17 protein-coding genes and 2 pseudogenes are annotated in these 17,364 nt (G+C 63.9%); 6 read left to right on the top strand and 13 right to left on the bottom strand.

The window, feature by feature from the left end:
- Positions 1-168 precede the first annotated feature (168 nt).
- The 6 genes from ACFQDL_RS18405 to ACFQDL_RS18380 form a co-directional block, all read right to left on the bottom strand.
- Complete coding sequence (locus ACFQDL_RS18405) at positions 169-663, bottom strand: REP-associated tyrosine transposase (protein WP_417568591.1); 495 nt, start codon at positions 661-663, stop codon at positions 169-171.
- A gap of 496 nt (positions 664-1,159) precedes the next feature.
- Positions 1,160-2,689, bottom strand: coding sequence for a tripartite tricarboxylate transporter permease (locus ACFQDL_RS18400; protein WP_379910299.1), 1,530 nt, complete (start codon positions 2,687-2,689; stop codon positions 1,160-1,162).
- Between the two features lie 4 nt (positions 2,690-2,693).
- On the bottom strand, positions 2,694-3,140 hold the full coding sequence (locus ACFQDL_RS18395) for a tripartite tricarboxylate transporter TctB family protein (RefSeq protein WP_379910298.1): 447 nt from the start codon (positions 3,138-3,140) through the stop codon (positions 2,694-2,696).
- The gene (locus tag ACFQDL_RS18390; RefSeq protein WP_379910297.1) at positions 3,137-4,129 is read right to left on the bottom strand and encodes a Bug family tripartite tricarboxylate transporter substrate binding protein; all 993 of its coding nucleotides are present in this window, start codon (positions 4,127-4,129) and stop codon (positions 3,137-3,139) included. The genes ACFQDL_RS18395 and ACFQDL_RS18390 overlap by 4 nt, the downstream gene beginning before the upstream one ends.
- 360 nt (positions 4,130-4,489) lie before the next feature.
- On the bottom strand, positions 4,490-4,828 hold the full coding sequence (locus tag ACFQDL_RS18385; RefSeq protein ID WP_379913162.1) for an FCD domain-containing protein: 339 nt from the start codon (positions 4,826-4,828) through the stop codon (positions 4,490-4,492).
- On the bottom strand, positions 4,774-5,184 hold the full coding sequence (locus ACFQDL_RS18380) for a FadR/GntR family transcriptional regulator (protein ID WP_379910296.1): 411 nt from the start codon (positions 5,182-5,184) through the stop codon (positions 4,774-4,776). Before ACFQDL_RS18380 ends, ACFQDL_RS18385 begins: the two co-directional genes overlap by 55 nt.
- A 106-nt stretch (positions 5,185-5,290) precedes the next feature.
- Between ACFQDL_RS18380 and ACFQDL_RS18375 the strand changes: the two genes are divergently transcribed.
- The 3 genes from ACFQDL_RS18375 to ACFQDL_RS18365 all read left to right on the top strand — a co-directional run bounded on the left by ACFQDL_RS18375 (position 5,291) and on the right by ACFQDL_RS18365 (position 8,211).
- Positions 5,291-6,079, top strand: a complete 789-nt coding sequence (locus ACFQDL_RS18375) for a (Fe-S)-binding protein (RefSeq protein WP_379910295.1) — start codon at positions 5,291-5,293, stop codon at positions 6,077-6,079.
- A gap of 13 nt (positions 6,080-6,092) precedes the next feature.
- Entirely contained in the window at positions 6,093-7,550 is a 1,458-nt protein-coding gene (locus tag ACFQDL_RS18370; RefSeq protein ID WP_379910294.1) for a LutB/LldF family L-lactate oxidation iron-sulfur protein, read from the top strand.
- Between the two features lie 163 nt (positions 7,551-7,713).
- On the top strand, positions 7,714-8,211 hold the full coding sequence (locus ACFQDL_RS18365) for a LutC/YkgG family protein (protein WP_379910293.1): 498 nt from the start codon (positions 7,714-7,716) through the stop codon (positions 8,209-8,211).
- An 88-nt stretch (positions 8,212-8,299) separates the two neighbouring features.
- Here ACFQDL_RS18365 and ACFQDL_RS18360 read toward each other — a convergent pair whose 3' ends face one another.
- Entirely contained in the window at positions 8,300-8,617 is a 318-nt protein-coding gene (locus ACFQDL_RS18360; RefSeq protein WP_379910292.1) for a globin family protein, read from the bottom strand.
- Positions 8,618-8,881: 264 nt separating this feature from the next.
- Between ACFQDL_RS18360 and ACFQDL_RS18355 the strand changes: the two are divergent.
- Together ACFQDL_RS18355 and ACFQDL_RS18350 are read left to right on the top strand one after the other, a co-directional pair.
- Positions 8,882-11,015: pseudogene (locus tag ACFQDL_RS18355) on the top strand (FAD-dependent oxidoreductase).
- A 301-nt stretch (positions 11,016-11,316) separates the two neighbouring features.
- Complete coding sequence (locus ACFQDL_RS18350) at positions 11,317-12,441, top strand: response regulator (RefSeq protein ID WP_379910291.1); 1,125 nt, start codon at positions 11,317-11,319, stop codon at positions 12,439-12,441.
- Positions 12,442-12,452: 11 nt separating this feature from the next.
- On the opposite strand, the gene ACFQDL_RS18345 is transcribed toward ACFQDL_RS18350, so the two are convergent.
- The 5 genes from ACFQDL_RS18345 to ureE all read right to left on the bottom strand — a co-directional run bounded on the left by ACFQDL_RS18345 (position 12,453) and on the right by ureE (position 15,357).
- Positions 12,453-12,986, bottom strand: a complete 534-nt coding sequence (locus ACFQDL_RS18345) for a DUF4136 domain-containing protein (RefSeq protein WP_379910290.1) — start codon at positions 12,984-12,986, stop codon at positions 12,453-12,455.
- A 272-nt stretch (positions 12,987-13,258) separates the two neighbouring features.
- On the bottom strand, positions 13,259-13,882 hold the full coding sequence (gene ureG, locus ACFQDL_RS18340) for an urease accessory protein UreG (RefSeq protein ID WP_379910289.1): 624 nt from the start codon (positions 13,880-13,882) through the stop codon (positions 13,259-13,261).
- Between the two features lie 88 nt (positions 13,883-13,970).
- Positions 13,971-14,636 (bottom strand): urease accessory protein UreF, encoded by a 666-nt coding sequence (locus tag ACFQDL_RS18335; protein WP_379910288.1) that lies wholly within the window; start codon positions 14,634-14,636, stop codon positions 13,971-13,973.
- A gap of 10 nt (positions 14,637-14,646) precedes the next feature.
- Positions 14,647-14,877, bottom strand: a complete 231-nt coding sequence (locus ACFQDL_RS18330) for a HupE/UreJ family protein (protein WP_379910287.1) — start codon at positions 14,875-14,877, stop codon at positions 14,647-14,649.
- A gap of 30 nt (positions 14,878-14,907) precedes the next feature.
- A complete protein-coding gene (ureE, locus tag ACFQDL_RS18325) occupies positions 14,908-15,357 on the bottom strand; it encodes an urease accessory protein UreE (protein ID WP_379913160.1) in 450 nt (149 codons plus the stop codon).
- Here ureE and ACFQDL_RS18320 point away from each other — a divergent pair.
- Positions 15,277-15,501, top strand: coding sequence for a hypothetical protein (locus ACFQDL_RS18320; RefSeq protein ID WP_379910286.1), 225 nt, complete (start codon positions 15,277-15,279; stop codon positions 15,499-15,501). The genes ureE and ACFQDL_RS18320 overlap by 81 nt on opposite strands.
- Positions 15,502-15,587: 86 nt before the next feature.
- Here ACFQDL_RS18320 and ureC read toward each other — a convergent pair.
- A pseudogene (ureC, locus tag ACFQDL_RS18315) lies at positions 15,588-17,289 on the bottom strand (urease subunit alpha).
- Positions 17,290-17,364: the final 75 nt, after the last annotated feature.

Raw genomic sequence — 17,364 nt, 5'->3', positions numbered from 1 at the left:
GCCGCCACCGTGACGGATGTCGGGTTCACTGGCATTTGCTCCTGCAATGTCAGTATTTCCGCAGGGCGGCCTTCCGCCGTCCCTGGCGGTTACGTGGCGTCGCCACTCCACCCAACCAACAGCCGGTATCGCGTCCGAGCATCATTCGCCGGCATCGAAATCATCCGGTTAATCGCCCCAATCCAGGTCGTAATACCCTCGCCCCACATAACGGTGAAAACTCGAATAGGACCAATCCCGAACACGTTCCACCAGCCCGTGTTTGACCGGATTGTAGTGGATGTAATCCAGATGCCTGTGCATGTCGCGTTCGTCACGAACCAGGTGTTCCCAGTAGCGACGCTGCCAGATACCGCGTTCACCCTTTTTGGCCTTGCTCGGTGTTCTTGAAGCAGAACGTGGCAGCTTGCGTGAAAACCCGGCCTTGAGGTACTGCCAGCGGCGCGGATAGTCTGCGTCGTTTTCCGGCAGCCGCCAGATACAGTGCAGATGTTCCGGCAACACCACGGCGGCCACCAGCGCGAAAGGCATCGCCGCTTTCGTCTGCTGAAAAGCTTCCCTCAATATTTCAACGTTATCGGTCAACAATGCAGAGCTACGGTCGGCGAGCACAACCGTAAAGAAATAGGTGCCTCCCGGCTCCCGAATCCGGCGGTATTCCATCGTATCCATCCGTGGTTACGTCGAGTTGACCGATTAATTGTAGGATGGGTGGAGCGCAGCGCAACCCATCATATCGACCGCATTCCAGGTCGGTTGGCATCGGGTTGTGCCGCCACGGTGACGGATGTTGGGTTCACTGGCATTTGCTCCTGCAATGCCAGCATTTCCGCGGGGCGGCCTTCCGCCGTCCCTGGCGGTTACGTGGCGTCGCCACTCCACCCAACCTACGACAAAGCGCGCGTACTGTAACTGCTACGGTCACGGGTTACAGCTTGTGGCGCCTTCAGCCGCGAATAGCCGCCTTAGGTGCTGCCCTCTTCGCGGCTGAAGCCGCCCACGCGTAACCCGTCACCTTCCCTTCTCTGCGCTCTGACAGGCGCCGCTCCTGCGCATCCATGCGCCCGCGGCATACCGTACATCCTGTACATAAAAAAGCCGCCCGGAGGCGGCTGAAAGGTGGCAGGCAGGCCCTAAACCGCCTGCCGGGTTGGAGATGTCAGTCGCCGATGGTGTGGGCTTTCTCGGCTTCGTTGGCCATGCGGCGGCGCAGGATCGGGCCGATCACGTAGGGCAGCACCAGGCCGGCGATGGCGACGATCCAGATGCCGACCGACAGGCCGCTGCTCCAGAGGATGGTCCAGTCGCCGTCGGAGATCGTCAGCGCATGGCGCAGGCTCTTCTCCATTTCCGGGCCCAGCAGCATTCCGAGGATGATCGGCACCAGCGGGATGTGCAGTTTGCGCAGCACGTAACCCAGCAGGCCGAAGCCGATCATGAAGTACAGGTCCAGCGGGCTGTTGCTGATCGCGAAGATCCCCACCGACGCGACCAGGGTCACGACCGGCATCAGGTACTTCGGCGGGATGCTCAGCAGCTTTACGAAGACCCCGACCATCGGGATGTTCAGCAGCAGCAGGATCAGGTTGCCGACGAAGAGCGCCGCGATCACGCCCCAGACCAGATCGGCGTTCTGGGTGAACAGCATCGGACCCGGCTGAATGTTCAGCGACACCAGCATCGCCAGCAGCACTGCCGTGGTGCCGCTGCCCGGGACGCCGAGGGTCAGCATCGGCACCAGGGCACCGTTGGCCGCGGCGTTGTTGCCGGCCTCGGGTGCGGCCACGCCGCGCGGATCGCCTTCACCGAAGTTGCCCTTCGAGCCGACCAGGCGCTTTTCCAGGGTGTAGCTGATAAAGCTTCCCAGCGAGGCCCCGGCACCCGGCAGCACGCCGGAGATGAAGCCCAGCACCGAGCCGCGCAGGCTGGTCGGCAGCACATGGATGATGTCTGCCATGGTCAGTTTCAGCTTGTTCAGCGTGACCTTTTTCAGCCCTTCACCTGCATGCATCTCGATGAAGAACAGCAGCTCGCTGATCGCGAACAGTCCGACGATGGCGATGATGAAGTCGATGCCTTCATAGAGTTCGAGAATGTCGTAGGTGTAGCGCTGGTTGCCGGTGGAGATATCGACACCGACGGTGGCGATCATCAGTCCCAGGCAGGCCGCGATCACGGTCTTGAACTGGTTTTTGCCGGTAATGCCGCCCAGGGTCGCGAACGCCAGGGTAAAGAGCGCAAAATACTCGGCGGGCCCGAACTTCAGCGCGAATTTGGCGAGCCAGGGCGCCAGGATCACCAGACCGATGGTGGCCAGCAGACTGCCGATAAAGGAGGCAATCGCCGAGATCGCCAGCGCTTCCGCCGCCTTGCCTTTGACCGCCATCGGATAGCCGTCGAGGCAGGTCATCATGGCCGGCTCGTCGCCGGGGATATTGAGCAGAATGCTCGAAATGCGGCCGCCGTACATGGCACCGGCATAGACCGACGTCAGCAGGATCAGCGACGACTCGGCCGGCAAGCCGAGGCTGAAGGCCAGCGGGATCAGGATCGCCACGCCATTGGCCGGACCGAGGCCCGGCAGTGCGCCGATCAGGGTACCGAGCACGGCCCCGATGGCGGCAAACATCAGATTGTCCAGGGTCAGAGCGACCGCGAAGCCCTGAAGCAGAAAGTTCAACGTTTCCATCAGATCAGCTCCCGCTCAGTTTCAGCAGACCGGCCGGCAGGTGCAGCTCCAGCATGAAGTTAAACAGCACGAACACGACCACCGCACTGCCGACACCGGTCAGCAGCGATGCCAGCGGCTTCGCGCCCATGCGCCAGCACAGCAGACCCACCATCAGGGTGGTGGCCGGGATAAAGCCAACCGGCTGCAGCATGGTCGCGAAGATCGCCAGCACCACCAGCACGAAGGCCAGCTCGCCCAGCATCGCCTTGTGCGGCCAGGGTTCGTCCGCATCGGGGCGCACGATCAGATAGAGGCTGCTGAGCCCGAGAATGATCGCCAGCATGATCGGGAAGGTTTCCGGCCCGACGGCCTCGGCACCGCCAAAGGGCTCTGGAAAGTGCACCGCCTCCCAGCCGTACGCGACGGCCAGGAGGAGGAGCAGTACACCGAGGATTCGATCCCCGATCATTTAATCAGCCCGATTTCGGTGGAGATCTCCTTGATGCTCTGCACCTGCTCTTTAACGAAGGTGTCGAACTCGGCGCCGGTCTTGTGGAACGGCATCAGGCCGTTCTGCACCATGACCTCTTTCCAGTTGTCGCTGGTGTAGACCTTGTCCATGGTGTCGACCCACCACTGGTAGGCTTCGTCGGAGACATCCTTCGGGACGTAGAAACCGCGCCAGTTCGGGGCGACCGCATCGATGTTCTGCTCGCGGGCAGTCGGGATCGCGTCCAGCGGCGCCGGCAGACGCTCCTCGGACAAGACCGCCAGTACGCGCAGGTCACCGGACTCCATAAAGCCCTGGGCCTCGGAGATATCGCCGGTGAAGGCTTCGATATGGCCGCCAACCACCTGGGTGATCGCTTCGGCGCCGCCGCTGAAGGCCAGGTACTTGATCTTCGGCAGGCTGGCCTTTTCGATACCGGCGGCACGGCCGGCAATCAGCACTTTCAGGTGATCCCAGCCACCGGCCGCGCTGCCGCCACCGAACTTGACGGAGTTCGGGTCTTCCTTCAGCGCATCGACCAGATCGTTCAGGCTCTGATACGGGGAGTCCTTGGAAACCGCGATGACACCGTAATCGGCACCCAGCGCACCGACCCAGCGCACCATTTCCTGGTCCATGCCGACGAACTGGCCCTGGGCCAGACGGGTGGTGGTGGCGGTGCTGGCCGCCACGATCAGGGCGCTGTCATCGCCGCGCTTGGAGACGGTGTGGGCGAAAGCGACGCCGCCGCCGGCACCCGGCATGTTGACGGTCTGGACGTTGCCGGAGATGTAGCCCAGGTCGGCGAGCACCTTGCCGACGCTGCGGCAGGTGAAGTCCCAGCCACCACCGGGGTTGGCCGGCGCGATACATTCGGCGGTACGGGACTGCTCGAAAGCGCCGGCCTGGCTGGCCGCAAGCGCAAGGGTTGCAGATGCGATCAGGGTTTTAACTGAGGGAAATTTCATACCGATTGACTCCGTCGTTGTTTTTGTCATCGGGCGCGCTCTTCGGCACGCCAGTATCGAAAGGATGTGGGCACAGCGGGCGACAGGCACTTTAAAGGTGCATGCCTGCCACTCGCTGGTGCAGACAGACGAACCTTAGTCCTGTGACGAAAAACTGAACAGTTTGCGGAAATACTGAGTGTTCAGTGCATTGCGGGTATTGAGTTCATAAAGTTCATGAGCGGCGTGCCGCCGCTGTGACGAGTCTAAAGCCGGTGCGCATCGCTTCGCTCAGCAGCACCCTACGGCGTTCGGTGATTTTGTAGGGTGCTGGTGACGCGAAGCGAACCGCACCGAACAGCGCACCGAACAGGTGACGCATCAGGCGTCACTCTGTGCCAGCAGCCGGCAGGTATAGAGGATATGCTCGGTGGCGCGGGCGCGGGCGGCGTCGGCATCGCGGGCCATCAGCGCCTGGTGGATCGCCGCATGCTGGCCGCGAATGCCGTCGGGGTAGCGGCCGTAGCGCTTCAGGGTGCGGTCGAGCACGCCGTAGATGGCGTTGAAAAAGCGGCTGTAGAACAGCTGGCTGAAGGAGATCAGCAGCAGATTGTGACTCGATTCGGCGATCATCAGATGGAAGGTCAGGTCAGCCTTGGCCTTGCTCAGGGTCGTTTCGCCTTCGCTGCGCCGGGCCATGCGCTGGTACTCCTCGTCGATGCGGCCAAGCTCGGCATCGCTGGCCCGTTGTGCGCAGTACCAGGCGGCCTCCCCTCCAGTGCCGCGCGCATCTCCTGAACCTGCAACTGCAGTGCGAGGCTGTCCGCACCACCGGGCGGCATGCGGAAATGGGGCTCCAGCAGATTGCGGCAGCGGCTGCCGTCGCCCTGCCGGGTCTCGACCAGCCCGCGCAGCTCCAGGGTCCTTATCGCTTCACGCACGGTCGCCCGGGACAGCCCGTGATCCTCGGCCAGCCTACGCTCGGACGGCAACAGGGTACCGGGCAGCAGGGTGCCATCCAGAATCTCGTCAGCCAGCCGCGCTGTCAGCTGGCTGGATTTTTCGGCCGCTTTCATGCCGTGCTCCGTTCTTGGTCAGACCAGTGACAACTGTAACATTTCTTTTTGTCCCGTCGCCTTCTATTGTTCAGCCACCGCTGCCGCATAACAAAAAGGTGAACAAATGCAGAGCTCCACACGCACGCCCAGGGTTGCGCTTTTCGTGACCTGCCTGGTGGACATGTTCCGGCCTGAAATCGGTTTCGCCACGGTCCGCCTGCTGGAGCAGGCCGGCTGCCGTGTCGAAGTGCCGGATGCCCAGACCTGCTGCGGCCAGCCGGCGTTCAATTCCGGCGACCGCGAAACCAGCCGCGATATCGCGATGCAGACCATCAGGGCCTTCGACGGATACGAATATGTGGTCGCGCCGTCCGGCTCCTGCATCGGCATGCTGCACCAGTATCCGGAGCTGTTCGAAGCCGGGGACCCCTGGCATCAGCGCGCGCAGGACCTGAAAAGCCGCGCCTTCGAAATCAGCAGCTTCCTGGTCGATGTGATCGGCCTCGAGACACTGGAGACCGCCTTCAGCGGCACCATCACCTATCACGACTCCTGCGCGGGGCTGCGCGAACTCGGCATCAAGGCACAGCCGCGGGCCCTGCTCGGCAAGGTCGAGGGCCTCGAGCTGAACGAAATGGAGGAAGCCGAGACCTGCTGCGGCTTTGGCGGCACCTTCTGCGTCAAGTATCCGGATATTTCGAACCGCATGGTCGGCAACAAGACGGGCAACATCGCCGCATCGGGCGCCGACACCCTGGTCGGCGGCGATCTGGGCTGCCTGCTGAACATGGCCGGCAAGCTCAAGCGCGAAGGCTACGCGGTCGAGACCCGTCACCTGGTGGAGATCCTCGCCGGCATGACCGACATGCCGGCCATCGCCGAAACCCGCGCCGATCTCGCCCGCGAACTCTGAGCAGGACAGTCCCATGCAGATCAACAGTCCCCATTTCAAGGAAAACGCCCGTATCGCCCTCGAGGATGTCAACCTGCAGCGGGCGCTCGGCAACCTCAAGGCCGGCTTCCCGCAGAAGCGCGCCATCGCCGTCTCGCGGCTGCCGGAATTCGACGCGCTGCGCGACCAGGGTCGCGACCTGAAGAACCATATCCTGGAAAACCTCGACCTCTATCTCGAACAGTTCGAAAGCCGGGTGGTCGAAAGCGGCGGTCATGTCCACTGGTGCCGCACCTCCGACGATGCCTGCCAGACCATCCTCGACATCTGCCGCCAGGTCGACGCCAGGACCGTGACCAAGGGCAAGTCGATGGTCTCCGAGGAAATCAACCTCAACGAGTACCTCGAGAAGAACGGCGTCAGGCCGGTCGAGACGGACCTCGGCGAATACATCCTGCAGCTGCGCGGCGATCACCCGAGCCACATTATCGCCCCGGCCATCCATCTCAATCTCGAGGATGTCTCGGAGGCGTTCCACCAGCATCATCACCGGCCGAAATCGGACGACCCCGCGGTGCTGATGCGCGAAGCGCGGGAGATGCTGCGCAGGCAGTTCGTCGCCGCCGACGTCGGCATCACCGGCGCCAACTTCCTGGTCGCCGAAACCGGCTCGACCATTATCGTGACCAACGAGGGCAACGGCGATCTGACCCAGACACTGCCGAAAACCCATATCGTCGTCACCTCGATCGAAAAGGTGGTGCCGACTCTCGAGGACATGACGCTGTTCCTGCGCCTGCTGGCCCGTTCGGCCACCGGCCAGGAGTTCACCGTCTACAACAGCCTCTCGACCGGGCCGCGACGCCCCGGCGACCGGGACGGCCCGGAAAACTTCCACGTGGTGCTGGTCGACAACGGCCGCAGCGACATGATCGGCAGCGAATTTCAGGAGATGCTGCGCTGCATACGCTGCTCGGCCTGCATGAACCACTGCCCGGTCTATGGCGCCGTCGGCGGTCACAGCTACGGCTGGGTCTACCCGGGGCCCATGGGTTCGGTGCTGACACCGCAAATGGTCGGCATCGAGCAGGCGGCGCTGCTGCCCAATGCCTCGACCTTCTGCGGCAAGTGCGAGGAGGTCTGCCCGGTGCGGATCCCGCTGCCGAAACTGATGCGCCACTGGCGCGAGAAGGAGTTCGAAAAACACCTGACGCCCCGGACCGTGCGCTTCGGGCTTGGCGGCTGGGCCTTCTTCGCCAAAAGGCCGGCCGCCTACCGGCTGCTGAGCCGGTTGTCGAACGCCGCCCTGCGGCTGATGGCACGGAAAAAAGGCCGTATCCGCAAGATTCCGCTGGCCGGCAGCTGGACCGACTGGCGCGATATGCCGGCCCCCACCGGCAGGACCTTTATGCAGCAGTGGAACGAAAAACAGCGGGGCGAAACCGCCATGAGCCAGGTGGAAACCGCCATGAACCGGGAGGAAAAAGCATGAGTCGCGCCGAGATTCTGGGCAATATCCGCCGCGGCCTGAAACGCGGCGAGCCGGGCGAGGCCCAGCGCCGCGCCGTACTGAACCGGCTCGAGGCCGGGCCGACAACCTGATTCCGAGCCGGGCCCAGCTGCCCCACGACGACCAGGTCGAGCTGTTCAAGTCGATGGCGCTGGAAGCGGCCGCCGAGCTGATCGAGCTCGACAGTGTCGCCGAAGTGCCCGGCGCGGTGGCGGGCTGGCTGCGCGATAACGGTATCGACGAACTGGTCTGCGCCGGTGACGAGGCGCTGCAGTCGATGGACTGGTCCGGCGCCGGGGATATCCGCCGCGAGCAGCGCGTGGCCCGGTCCGGCGACCTGGCGAGCCTGACGACGAGCTTCGCCGGCATCGCCGAAACCGGCACCCTGATGCTCTATTCCCGCGCCGAGAGCCCGACCACGCTGAACTTCCTGCCGGACAACCATCTGGTGGTGTTGCGCCGGTCGCAGATCGTCGGCGTCTACGAGGAGGCCTGGAAGCAGCTGCGCGGCGCCACCGGTGGCCGGATGCCCCGCACCGTCAACCTGATCACCGGCCCGTCCCGCAGCGCCGATATCGAACAGAAACTGCAGATGGGTGCCCACGGCCCCCGTACCCTGGTGATACTGCTGGCCAACGATTAGATCTTCGCGCCTGTGGGTGCCCGGTCTCCGGGCGAATTCGCACCGGCTTTGGCCGGGGGCATTCGCCCGCGGAGCGGGCTCCCACACATCAGGACCCGACGATGGTCTTGCGGTCGTAGTGGAACTTCATGTAGACGATGCCCGGCGTCATCACCAGGCGCCAGGCCAGCTCCACGGCGGCGTCGAAGTCGGGATCGAAGCGCTGCACCGTGGCGATCAGGGTATCGAGCCAGAGGTCGTAGAGCGCCGGACGTATATCGATATGATCACGGTTGTGGCTGATGGCGACCCGGTCGAGGTAGTAGTCGGCGTTGCTGGAGGCATAGAAACTCAGCAGGTGATAGAAGGATTTCATCAGCATCGCCTGCTGCCGGTCCATGTCGGTATCGCGGAACTTTTCCGCCACTTCGTCCGAAGCCGCGAGGAAGGCGTCGTAGAAGGCCTCGAAAAAGGCCCGCCCCCGACATCGCGCGACAGCACCCGTTCGTAGCTCTGATCGAAAATGCGCTCGGTATCCATCGTACTGCAGCCCTCGCCCCGTCCATCCTTTAGTATAAGAGAGCCACAGGCTTCCACCTGTTGCCCCAGGTCAACGCCGATTCACACTGGTTTCAGTCTGACCTGCACAATGGACCCATTTGCCAGGATCTCTGCCCCGGGAAGGCCGCGCATGAACAAAACCCGTCTGATACTGCTGCTGACGATCGCGGCGCTGGTCGTGCTCTTCTTCGCCTTCGACCTGCAGCAGTATCTGAGCCTGGAGTCGCTCAAGGCCCGCCAGTCCCGGTTCGATGCCTTCTACGACCATTATCCGCTGCCGACCCTGGCGCTGTTCTTCGCCATCTATGTACTGGTCACGGCCCTGTCCCTGCCCGGTGCCGCTGTGATGACGCTGGCCGCCGGCGCCCTCTTCGGTCTCGCCACCGGCGTGCTGCTGGTTTCCTTCGCCAGCAGTATCGGCGCACTGCTGGCCTTCCTGGTGTCCCGCTACCTGTTCCACGACGCCGTGCAGTCGCGCTTCGGCCATACGCTGAAAGCGATCAACCGCGGCATCGAGCGCGACGGCGCCTTCTATCTCTTCACGCTGCGGCTGGTGCCGCTGTTTCCGTTTTTCATCATCAACCTGGCGATGGGGCTGACGCCGATCCGCACCTGGACCTTCTACTGGGTCAGCCAGGTCGGCATGCTGGCGGGCACCGTCGTCTATATCAACGCCGGTACCCAGCTCGGCCGGATCGAGAGCCTTTCCGGAATACTGTCGCCGCAACTGATCGGTTCCTTCGTGCTGCTGGGCCTGTTCCCGCTGCTGACGCGCCGGATCATCGACGGCGTGCAGCGGCGCCGTGCCCTGGCCGGCTTCGACAGGCCGAAGCGGTTCGACTACAACCTGATCGCCATCGGCGCCGGGGCCGGCGGCCTGGTGAGCGCCTACATCAGTGCTACGGTGAAGGCCCGGGTCGCGCTGATCGAGAAACACCGCATGGGCGGGGACTGCCTCAATACCGGCTGCGTGCCGAGCAAGGCGCTGATACGCTCGGCGGCGCTGGCGCAGGATATGCGCGACGCCGGCAGGCTGGGTATCGGCGCGGCGGAGCCCGAGGTGGATTTTCGTGCCGTATTCGAAGCGGTACAGCAGGTGATCGCCAAGGTCGAGCCCCATGATTCCGTCGAGCGATACCAGGGTCTCGGCGTCGACTGCATCCGCGGACAGGCCAGGCTGCTGTCGCCCTGGCAGGTCGAGGTCGACGGCCGGGTACTGAGCAGCCGCAACATCGTCATCGCCACCGGCGCGCGACCGGCGCTGCCGGAGCTGGAAGGGATAGACGAGGTGCCCTGCCACACCTCGGACAGCCTCTGGGAACTGCGCGAGCATCCCGGCCGGCTGCTGGTACTGGGGGCGGTCCGATCGGTTGCGAGCTGGGCCAGGCCTTCGCCCGCCTCGGCGTCGAGGTGACCCTGGTCCAGCGGCGCGATCAGTTGCTGCCGCGCGAGGACGCCGACGCCGCCGAGGTCCTGGCGCAGCGCTTTCAGCAGGAGGGAATCCGGGTTCTGACCGGGCATGCCGCGCGCCGTTTCGAAAGCCGCGACGGCGTCCATGTTCTGATCTGCGAGCACCGGGGCGAGGAAGTGCGGATCGGCTTCGATACGCTGCTGGTTGCGCTGGGCCGCACGCCCAATACCGACGGACTCGGTCTCGAGGAGATCGGCGTGCAGCTCGACAAGCGCGGCGCCCCCTGGTCGACGACTGCCTGCGCACCCGCGTGCCCAACATCTTCGCCGTCGGCGATGTCCTGGGCGGATACCAGTTCACCCATACGGCCGCGCATCAGGCCTGGTATGCCGCGGTCAATGCGCTGTTCGGACGCTTTCGCCGCTTCCGCGTCGACTACCGGGTGATCCCCTGGTGCACCTTTACCGCCCCCGAGGTGGCGCGGGTCGGGCTCAACGAAAGGGAGGCCTCCGAGCGCAACATCCCCCACGAGGTCACCCGCTTCGAACTCGGGGAACTGGATCGCGCCATCGCCGACCGCCGTGAGACAGGCTTCGTCAAGGTGCTGACGGTGCCGGGCCGGGACCGCATCCTCGGCGTCACCATCGTCGGCGCCCATGCCGGCGACCTGTTGAGCGAGTACATCCTGGCGATGAAGCAGGGCCTGGGCCTCAACAGGATTCTCGGCACCATTCATATCTATCCGACGATGAGCGAGGCCAACAAGTACGCCGCCGGCGAGTGGAAGCGCCAGCACGCGCCCCGCAGGCTGCTCGAATGGATAGGCCGCTACCATCAGTGGCGCAGGCGGTGACCGTTGACAAAAGCGCCTGCAAAAATGCCGGTTTAAGGTCTAAGCTGTTTCCAAACCGGTCGCATCGGTTATTATCCAGGCGTCTCTTTTTTGCGACTATAATATACAGCATGCATTAACATGGATTTCTTATCTATGTTAATTTGCCGACAAGGGTCCGATTCGATCGGCCATAACAGGAATCGACGGGGCGGTTTGATACTTCTGCGGCCCATACAGCTGCGTCAAGGAGTCTCGAACGGAGCTTGAGCGTCGGAGTCGCTCGCCGGAGAAGATCCGGTTGCCAAGGATGAATACTGCAATGAAAAAACCGTTCAGCGTGGTGATGTTATCCCGGGACCGCAAACAGCACGAATCGCTGGGGCGTATTCTCGAGCGCAGCTGCCGCGTCTTCCACTGGGCGCTGAGTGTCGACGAAGTGGTCTCCTTTGCCAAGCAGCACAGCATCAGCGTGCTGCTGCTGGCTGAAAAGAGCCTGCAGGACAGCCAGGTCGGCTACTTCCAGCTGATCAAATCCTATCCCGAAATCGAACAGCAGGTCGCCTCGACCATGCTGGTCTGCGCCAAGGCCGAAAGCCGCCAGGCCTATCAGCTGTGCCGCAAGAAGATCTTCAGCGACTATTTTGTCGGCGCCCCGCTCTACGACCCCTACCATATCCTGCTGCGCTTCAAGTTCATCAAGAGCCTGCAGGACGGCGCCGTACCGATGGACCGGATCCAGGCCAATACCCTGGCCGATGTCTGCGAATGCCTCGACCGCATCTCCGATGCCGGAAACCAGGTCAGCGGGCTCAATACCGACCTGCTGCAACGCCTCACCGGTACCCTGAACAGCGCCATCGCCGTGCTGACCGAGAAGCTGCAGCAGATCGAGGAACTGGAATCTTCCGGCAGCCAGCGCATCCGGGAGGTGATGACCGACTTCTCCAACGAGCTGGTCAGCGAACCGGTCAGGCAGGAGGTTCGACGCACCACCGACCGGGTCGACTCCATCATGAGCGACCTCGGCGAGGAGGCGGCCGCCCAGCGCGTCTCGATCGGCCGCGCCCACCCGGAACTGGGCGGCCGCTTCAAGCAGGTGGTGCTGGTCGAGGACAACCAGGATGCGCTCAACGCGCTCGAAACCATCCTGATCAACCAGAACTGCGATACCACCGCCTACAGCCGCGGCACCCACTTTATCCGCGACCTCGCCGAGATGAAGGCCGATGTCGTGATGCTGGACCTCAGCCTGCCCGATATCAGCGCCCTGCATCTGATTCAGCGCATCAAGGACTCGCCTCAGCTCCAGCGTTGCCGCATCTTTGCGATGGCACAAACAGGGGAAAAGGACGAGATCGAGGTGGCGCTGCAGATGGGCGTCGACGAGGTACTGATGAAGCCGATCGACGACCAGATGCTGAAGTTTCGCATCAATCAGTACTGAGCCGGCATGCCTCAGGGCGGGAAATGCTGCAGGATGGCCTGGACCTGTGCCTGGATCGCGGTTTCACGCTCGGCCGGGGTATCGGCCCGCCAGGGCGCCGCGCTATAGCTGCCGCGCCAGACAAGCCGGCGCTGAGGGTCCAGTATATCCAGGGTCAGAATGCGCACGGGATAGGGTTCGGCCACCGTATGGGAAAATGCCGGGCCATGAAAAGGCCGGTAATGGCCCCAGAAGAAGGGATCGTCATAGTAGGTGCGATAGCGCAACCGCTGCTCGTCCCGCAGCCGGTAATCGACAAGGAAGTCGGGTTCGGCCGTCGTTTCGCTGTAACCGTGCCACTTCAACTGCTGCGCAATGGCATCGCGAATGCGTCGGTCCACCAGCCCGTTCTGCGCCGCCAGCTCTGCGGAATCGCCGTTTGCCCAGCCAAAGGTCTTCATCAGGCCGAACGCCGCCCGGGGCTCGTAGTCGACCGATACCGGCTGCCCGGCACAGCCGGTCAGCGAAAACAGCAACAGCAGGATCAACGACCACCGGGACAGCACGGCTCAGCTCCTATCGGAGGGTGATACGTCGATAGACCGGCATTGGACGCCCAGGTTCAAGCTCGCGTAGGGTGGAATGAGTGCCGCAGGCACGAATTCCACCGGTGCTTCCGGCTTGCAGCGGGAATCGATTCGACCGACCCTGCTGTAGCCTGGTATAGCCGGTGGATCGCCACCCGGTGGATCGCCACCCGGTGGATCGCCACCCGGTGGAACGCCACCCGGAATGCGATTCACCGGTGGAATTCGCAGGCTCATTCCACCCTACAGGTTCAAGCTTTCTTTTCGAGCATGCCTTCGCGGACGATGAAATCGATGATTTCGGGAAGTCCCTTGCCTTCCTTCAGGTTGGTGAACACATAGGGCTTCTGCGGCCGCATGCGCCGGGTGTCCCGGTCCATGACATCGAGGTCGGCCCCGACGTAGGGCGCCAGGTCGATCTTGTTGATCACCAGCAGGTCGGATCGGGTGATGCCCGGCCCGCCCTTGCGCGGGATCTTCTCGCCTTCGGCGACATCGATCACGTAGATGGTTAGGTCCGCCAGTTCCGGGCTGAAGGTGGCGCTGAGGTTGTCGCCGCCACTCTCGACGAACACCAGGTCGAGGGTCCGGTGGCGCTTCGCCAGTTCCTCCACCGCCGCCAGGTTCATCGACGCGTCCTCGCGGATTGCTGTGTGCGGACAGCCGCCGGTCTCGACGCCGATGATGCGGTCGGCCGCCAGCGCCTCGGCACGGGTCAGGATCTTCGCATCCTCCTGGGTGTAAATATCGTTGGTCACCACGGCGATATCGAAATCATTGCGCATCGCCTTGCACAGCACCTCGAGCAATGCGGTCTTGCCGGAGCCCACCGGCCCGCCAACCCCAATGCGCAGCGGAGATTTGTAATCAGTCATTGTTTAACCTCAGGAACGGAACAATCGTGTGTATTGGGTTGCGAGTGGGACAGTGACTGCTGGCACATTGTCGTGTACATCTCGCCCCTCAGGAACGGAATAGCCTGGTGTACTGTGTTTCGTGCCGACCGCTGGCGATGGCCAGCGCCGGCGTCGAGCTGCCGATATGGTCGTCGTCCACCGTCCGGGCACGGCTCACAGCGGTCGGGATCCTTCCGGCCAGGCGCATCAGCAGCTGCTGCCCAGCGGTCTGTCCCAGCGGCACCAGCTTGACGCCGGCCATGACGCCGTTCTCGAGCCAGCTCCAGCAGTAGCCGCCCAGAGCGTCGTCGACGTTTATCCGCCACTCAGACGCCGCCAGCGCGAAACCCGCCAGCTGGGTACTGCGAACCGCCTCCTGCAGAGCCTTTGGAACCTCCAGATCGAGCTGTGGCAGCAGGGTCGCCAACGCCGCGCCACGCTGGCGCTCCTCCTTGCGCAGCTCCGACGTTTCGCGACAGGCCAGCAGCCATTCGCAGTGGTGTCGTACGGCATCGGCGTCCTCGCGGGCGAAGGCCTCGCAGAGCCGCGCCAGCAGTGGCAACTCCAGTGTCACCAGGCTGTGATCGAGCACCGAACCGAGCCAGTCGCAAAGGCTGTCGGCCGAGTTCACCCAGCCCCGCTCGATGGCCCATTCCAGCCCCTGGGAGTAGGTGAAGGCCCCGACCGGCAGCGACGGGCTGATCAGCTGGTAGAGACGCAGGTCCGCCAGCATCGCCGGACGCTCAGTCCCGGGCGTCGGATCGGGACGACTTTTCGGCAGAGCGGCGCCTGCGCTTGAGCAGACGGCTGAGGCCGAAGCCGGCAATCAGCAGCAATGCCAGATGGTCCAGGCCGGTCAGCTGGTGCAGCAGGCCGGCGGCAACGCTTGCGGTCTCGCTGCCGTCATGGGCCAGCGCCAGCGGCGACGCCAGGGTGGCAGCGGCGGCCAGCGTCAGTGTTTGCTTGATATTCATCGCGACTTCTCCGTTTCAGCTTGTCCGTGTTCAGTGATGATGGTCGTGACCATGATGGTGGCCATCCTGAGTGTGATGGTGGCCATCCTGAGTGTGATGGTGGCCATCCTGAGTGTGATGGTGGCCATGACCGCCGCTCTGGTAGGCACCCGCCTCCGGCTCGAACGGCGCTTCCTCGCTCGTCACCTCGAGTCCGAGTCCTCGCACCATGTCGTCGAGCACGTGATCGTGCAGGTAGCGGATCCAGCCCGCCTCGACCTGCAGCGGCACATGGCGATTTCCGAGGTGATAGCAGGCCCTGGCCAGCAGCAGGGCATCGCTGCTGCGCACCGTCGAAACGCTCTCGGGGGCGGATTCGATGCGCACCACCAGCCCTTCATCGCTCCCGAGCAGATCGCCGTGGCGCAGAACCAGACCGCGCGGCAGGAAGAGCCCGACCTCGCGGCCGTCGGTCAGTTCGGCCCGCAGCCGGCTCTTGATGCGCTTGTCGATCGGCAGCCGCAGCGTCGCTTCGTGGGCTTCGCTTCGCTCAGCACCCGGGTCAGTTTGATCATTCTTTACTCGCCACTCTTCGGGGTATTTATGATGGGTTACGCGATGCCCGTAACAGGTGCAAGTCTGTAACCTTTCCGGCGATGCATCGCTTCACCCATCTGACTACGAGCTTCTGTAGGTTGGGTGCAGGCCGCAGGCCGTATCCCAACACCGGATCAGAACAGAAAATACCGCTGCGCCATCGGCAGCACCTCGGCCGGCTCGCACACCAGCAGACGACCGTCGGCGCGCACCTGGTAGGTCTGGGCATCGACTTCGATCACCGGCTGGTAGCTGTTGTGCACCATGTCCTTCTTCGTGACGCTACGACAGCGCTCGACCTCCCCGATCAGGCTGCCGAGCCCGAGCTGCTCCGGCACGCCGGCCGCCAGGGCGGCGCGGGACATGAACAGCATCGAGGTGGCCTGGCAGGCCCCGCCATAGGCGCCGAACATCGGCCGGTAGTGCACCGGCTGCGGTGTCGGGATCGAGGCGTTGGGATCGCCCATCGGCGCCGCGGCGATCAGGCCGCCCTTGAGAATGATGCTGGGCTTGGTACCGAAGAAGGCCGGCTTCCAGAGCACCAGGTCCGCCAGCTTGCCGATCTCGACCGAGCCCACCTCGTGGGCGATGCCGTGGGCCAGCGCCGGGTTGATGGTGTACTTGGCGACGTAGCGCTTGAGACGATTGTTGTCGTGGCGGGACGGATCGCCGTCGAGGCTGCCGAACTGCACCTTCATCTTGTGCGCCGTCTGCGGTGCGGGTGATCACCTCGCCGACCCGGCCCATGGCCTGCGAGTCCGACGAGATCATCGAGAAGGCGCCCAGATCGTGCAGGATATCCTCGGCGGCGATGGTTTCGCGGCGAATACGCGACTCGGCGAAGGCCACATCCTCGGCGATGCCCGGGTCCAGATGGTGGCAGACCATCAGCATGTCGAGGTGCTCGTCGACGGTGTTGACGGTGTAGGGCCGCGTCGGGTTGGTCGAGGACGGCAGCACATTGGCGAACCCGGCCGCCTTGATGATGTCGGGCGCGTGACCGCCGCCGGCGCCCTCGGTGTGGTAGGTGTGAATGGTACGCCCACCGATCGCCTTCAGCGTCTCCTCGACGAAACCGCCCTCGTTCAGGGTATCGGTGTGGATCGCGACCTGGACATCCATCTCGTCTGCCACCGTCAGACAGCAGTCGATCGCCGCCGGGGTGGTGCCCCAGTCCTCGTGCAGCTTGAGGCCGATGGTGCCGGCCGCGACCTGCTCGCGCAGCGCCGCCGGCTGGCTGGCGTTGCCCTTGCCGAGGAGGCCGATGTTCATCGGCAGCGTATCGGCCGCCTGCAGCATGCGGTGGATGTTCCAGGGCCCCGGGGTACAGGTGGTGGCGTTGGTGCCGGTGGCCGGCCCCGTGCCGCCGCCGAGCATCGTCGTGACGCCGGACATCAGCGCCTCGTCGATCTGCTGCGGGCAGATGAAATGAATATGGGAGTCGATGCCGCCAGCGGTGACGATCTGCCCCTCCCCGGCCAGCACCTCGGTACCGGGCCCGATCAGGATATCGACGCCGGGCTGCACATCGGGGTTGCCGGCCTTGCCGATCGCGGCGATGCGCCCGGCCTTGATGCCGATGTCGGCCTTGACGATGCCCCAGTGGTCGAGAATCAGCGCGTTGGTGATCACCAGGTCCATGGTTTCGCTGCTGGGTCGCTGGCCCTGCCCCATGCCGTCGCGGATCACCTTGCCGCCGCCGAACTTCACCTCGTCGCCATAGACCGTGAAGTCCTTCTCGACCTCGAGCCAGAGCTCGGTATCGGCCAGCCGCACCCGGTCGCCGGTGGTGGGGCCGAACATTTCGGCGTACGCCTGTCGCGAGATTTTAGCCATCGGTTAAACCTCCCTGCCGGCGACGAAGAAGCCGGTGTGGGCCGCTCCCGCAACAGCCTCCGCATACGCCTGCCG

It is taken from the genome of Marinobacterium aestuariivivens (assembly GCF_042661465.1).
Lineage (GTDB): Bacteria > Pseudomonadota > Gammaproteobacteria > Pseudomonadales > Balneatricaceae > Marinobacterium_A > Marinobacterium_A aestuariivivens.
This window is presented reverse-complemented; position numbering and strand designations above follow the sequence as displayed.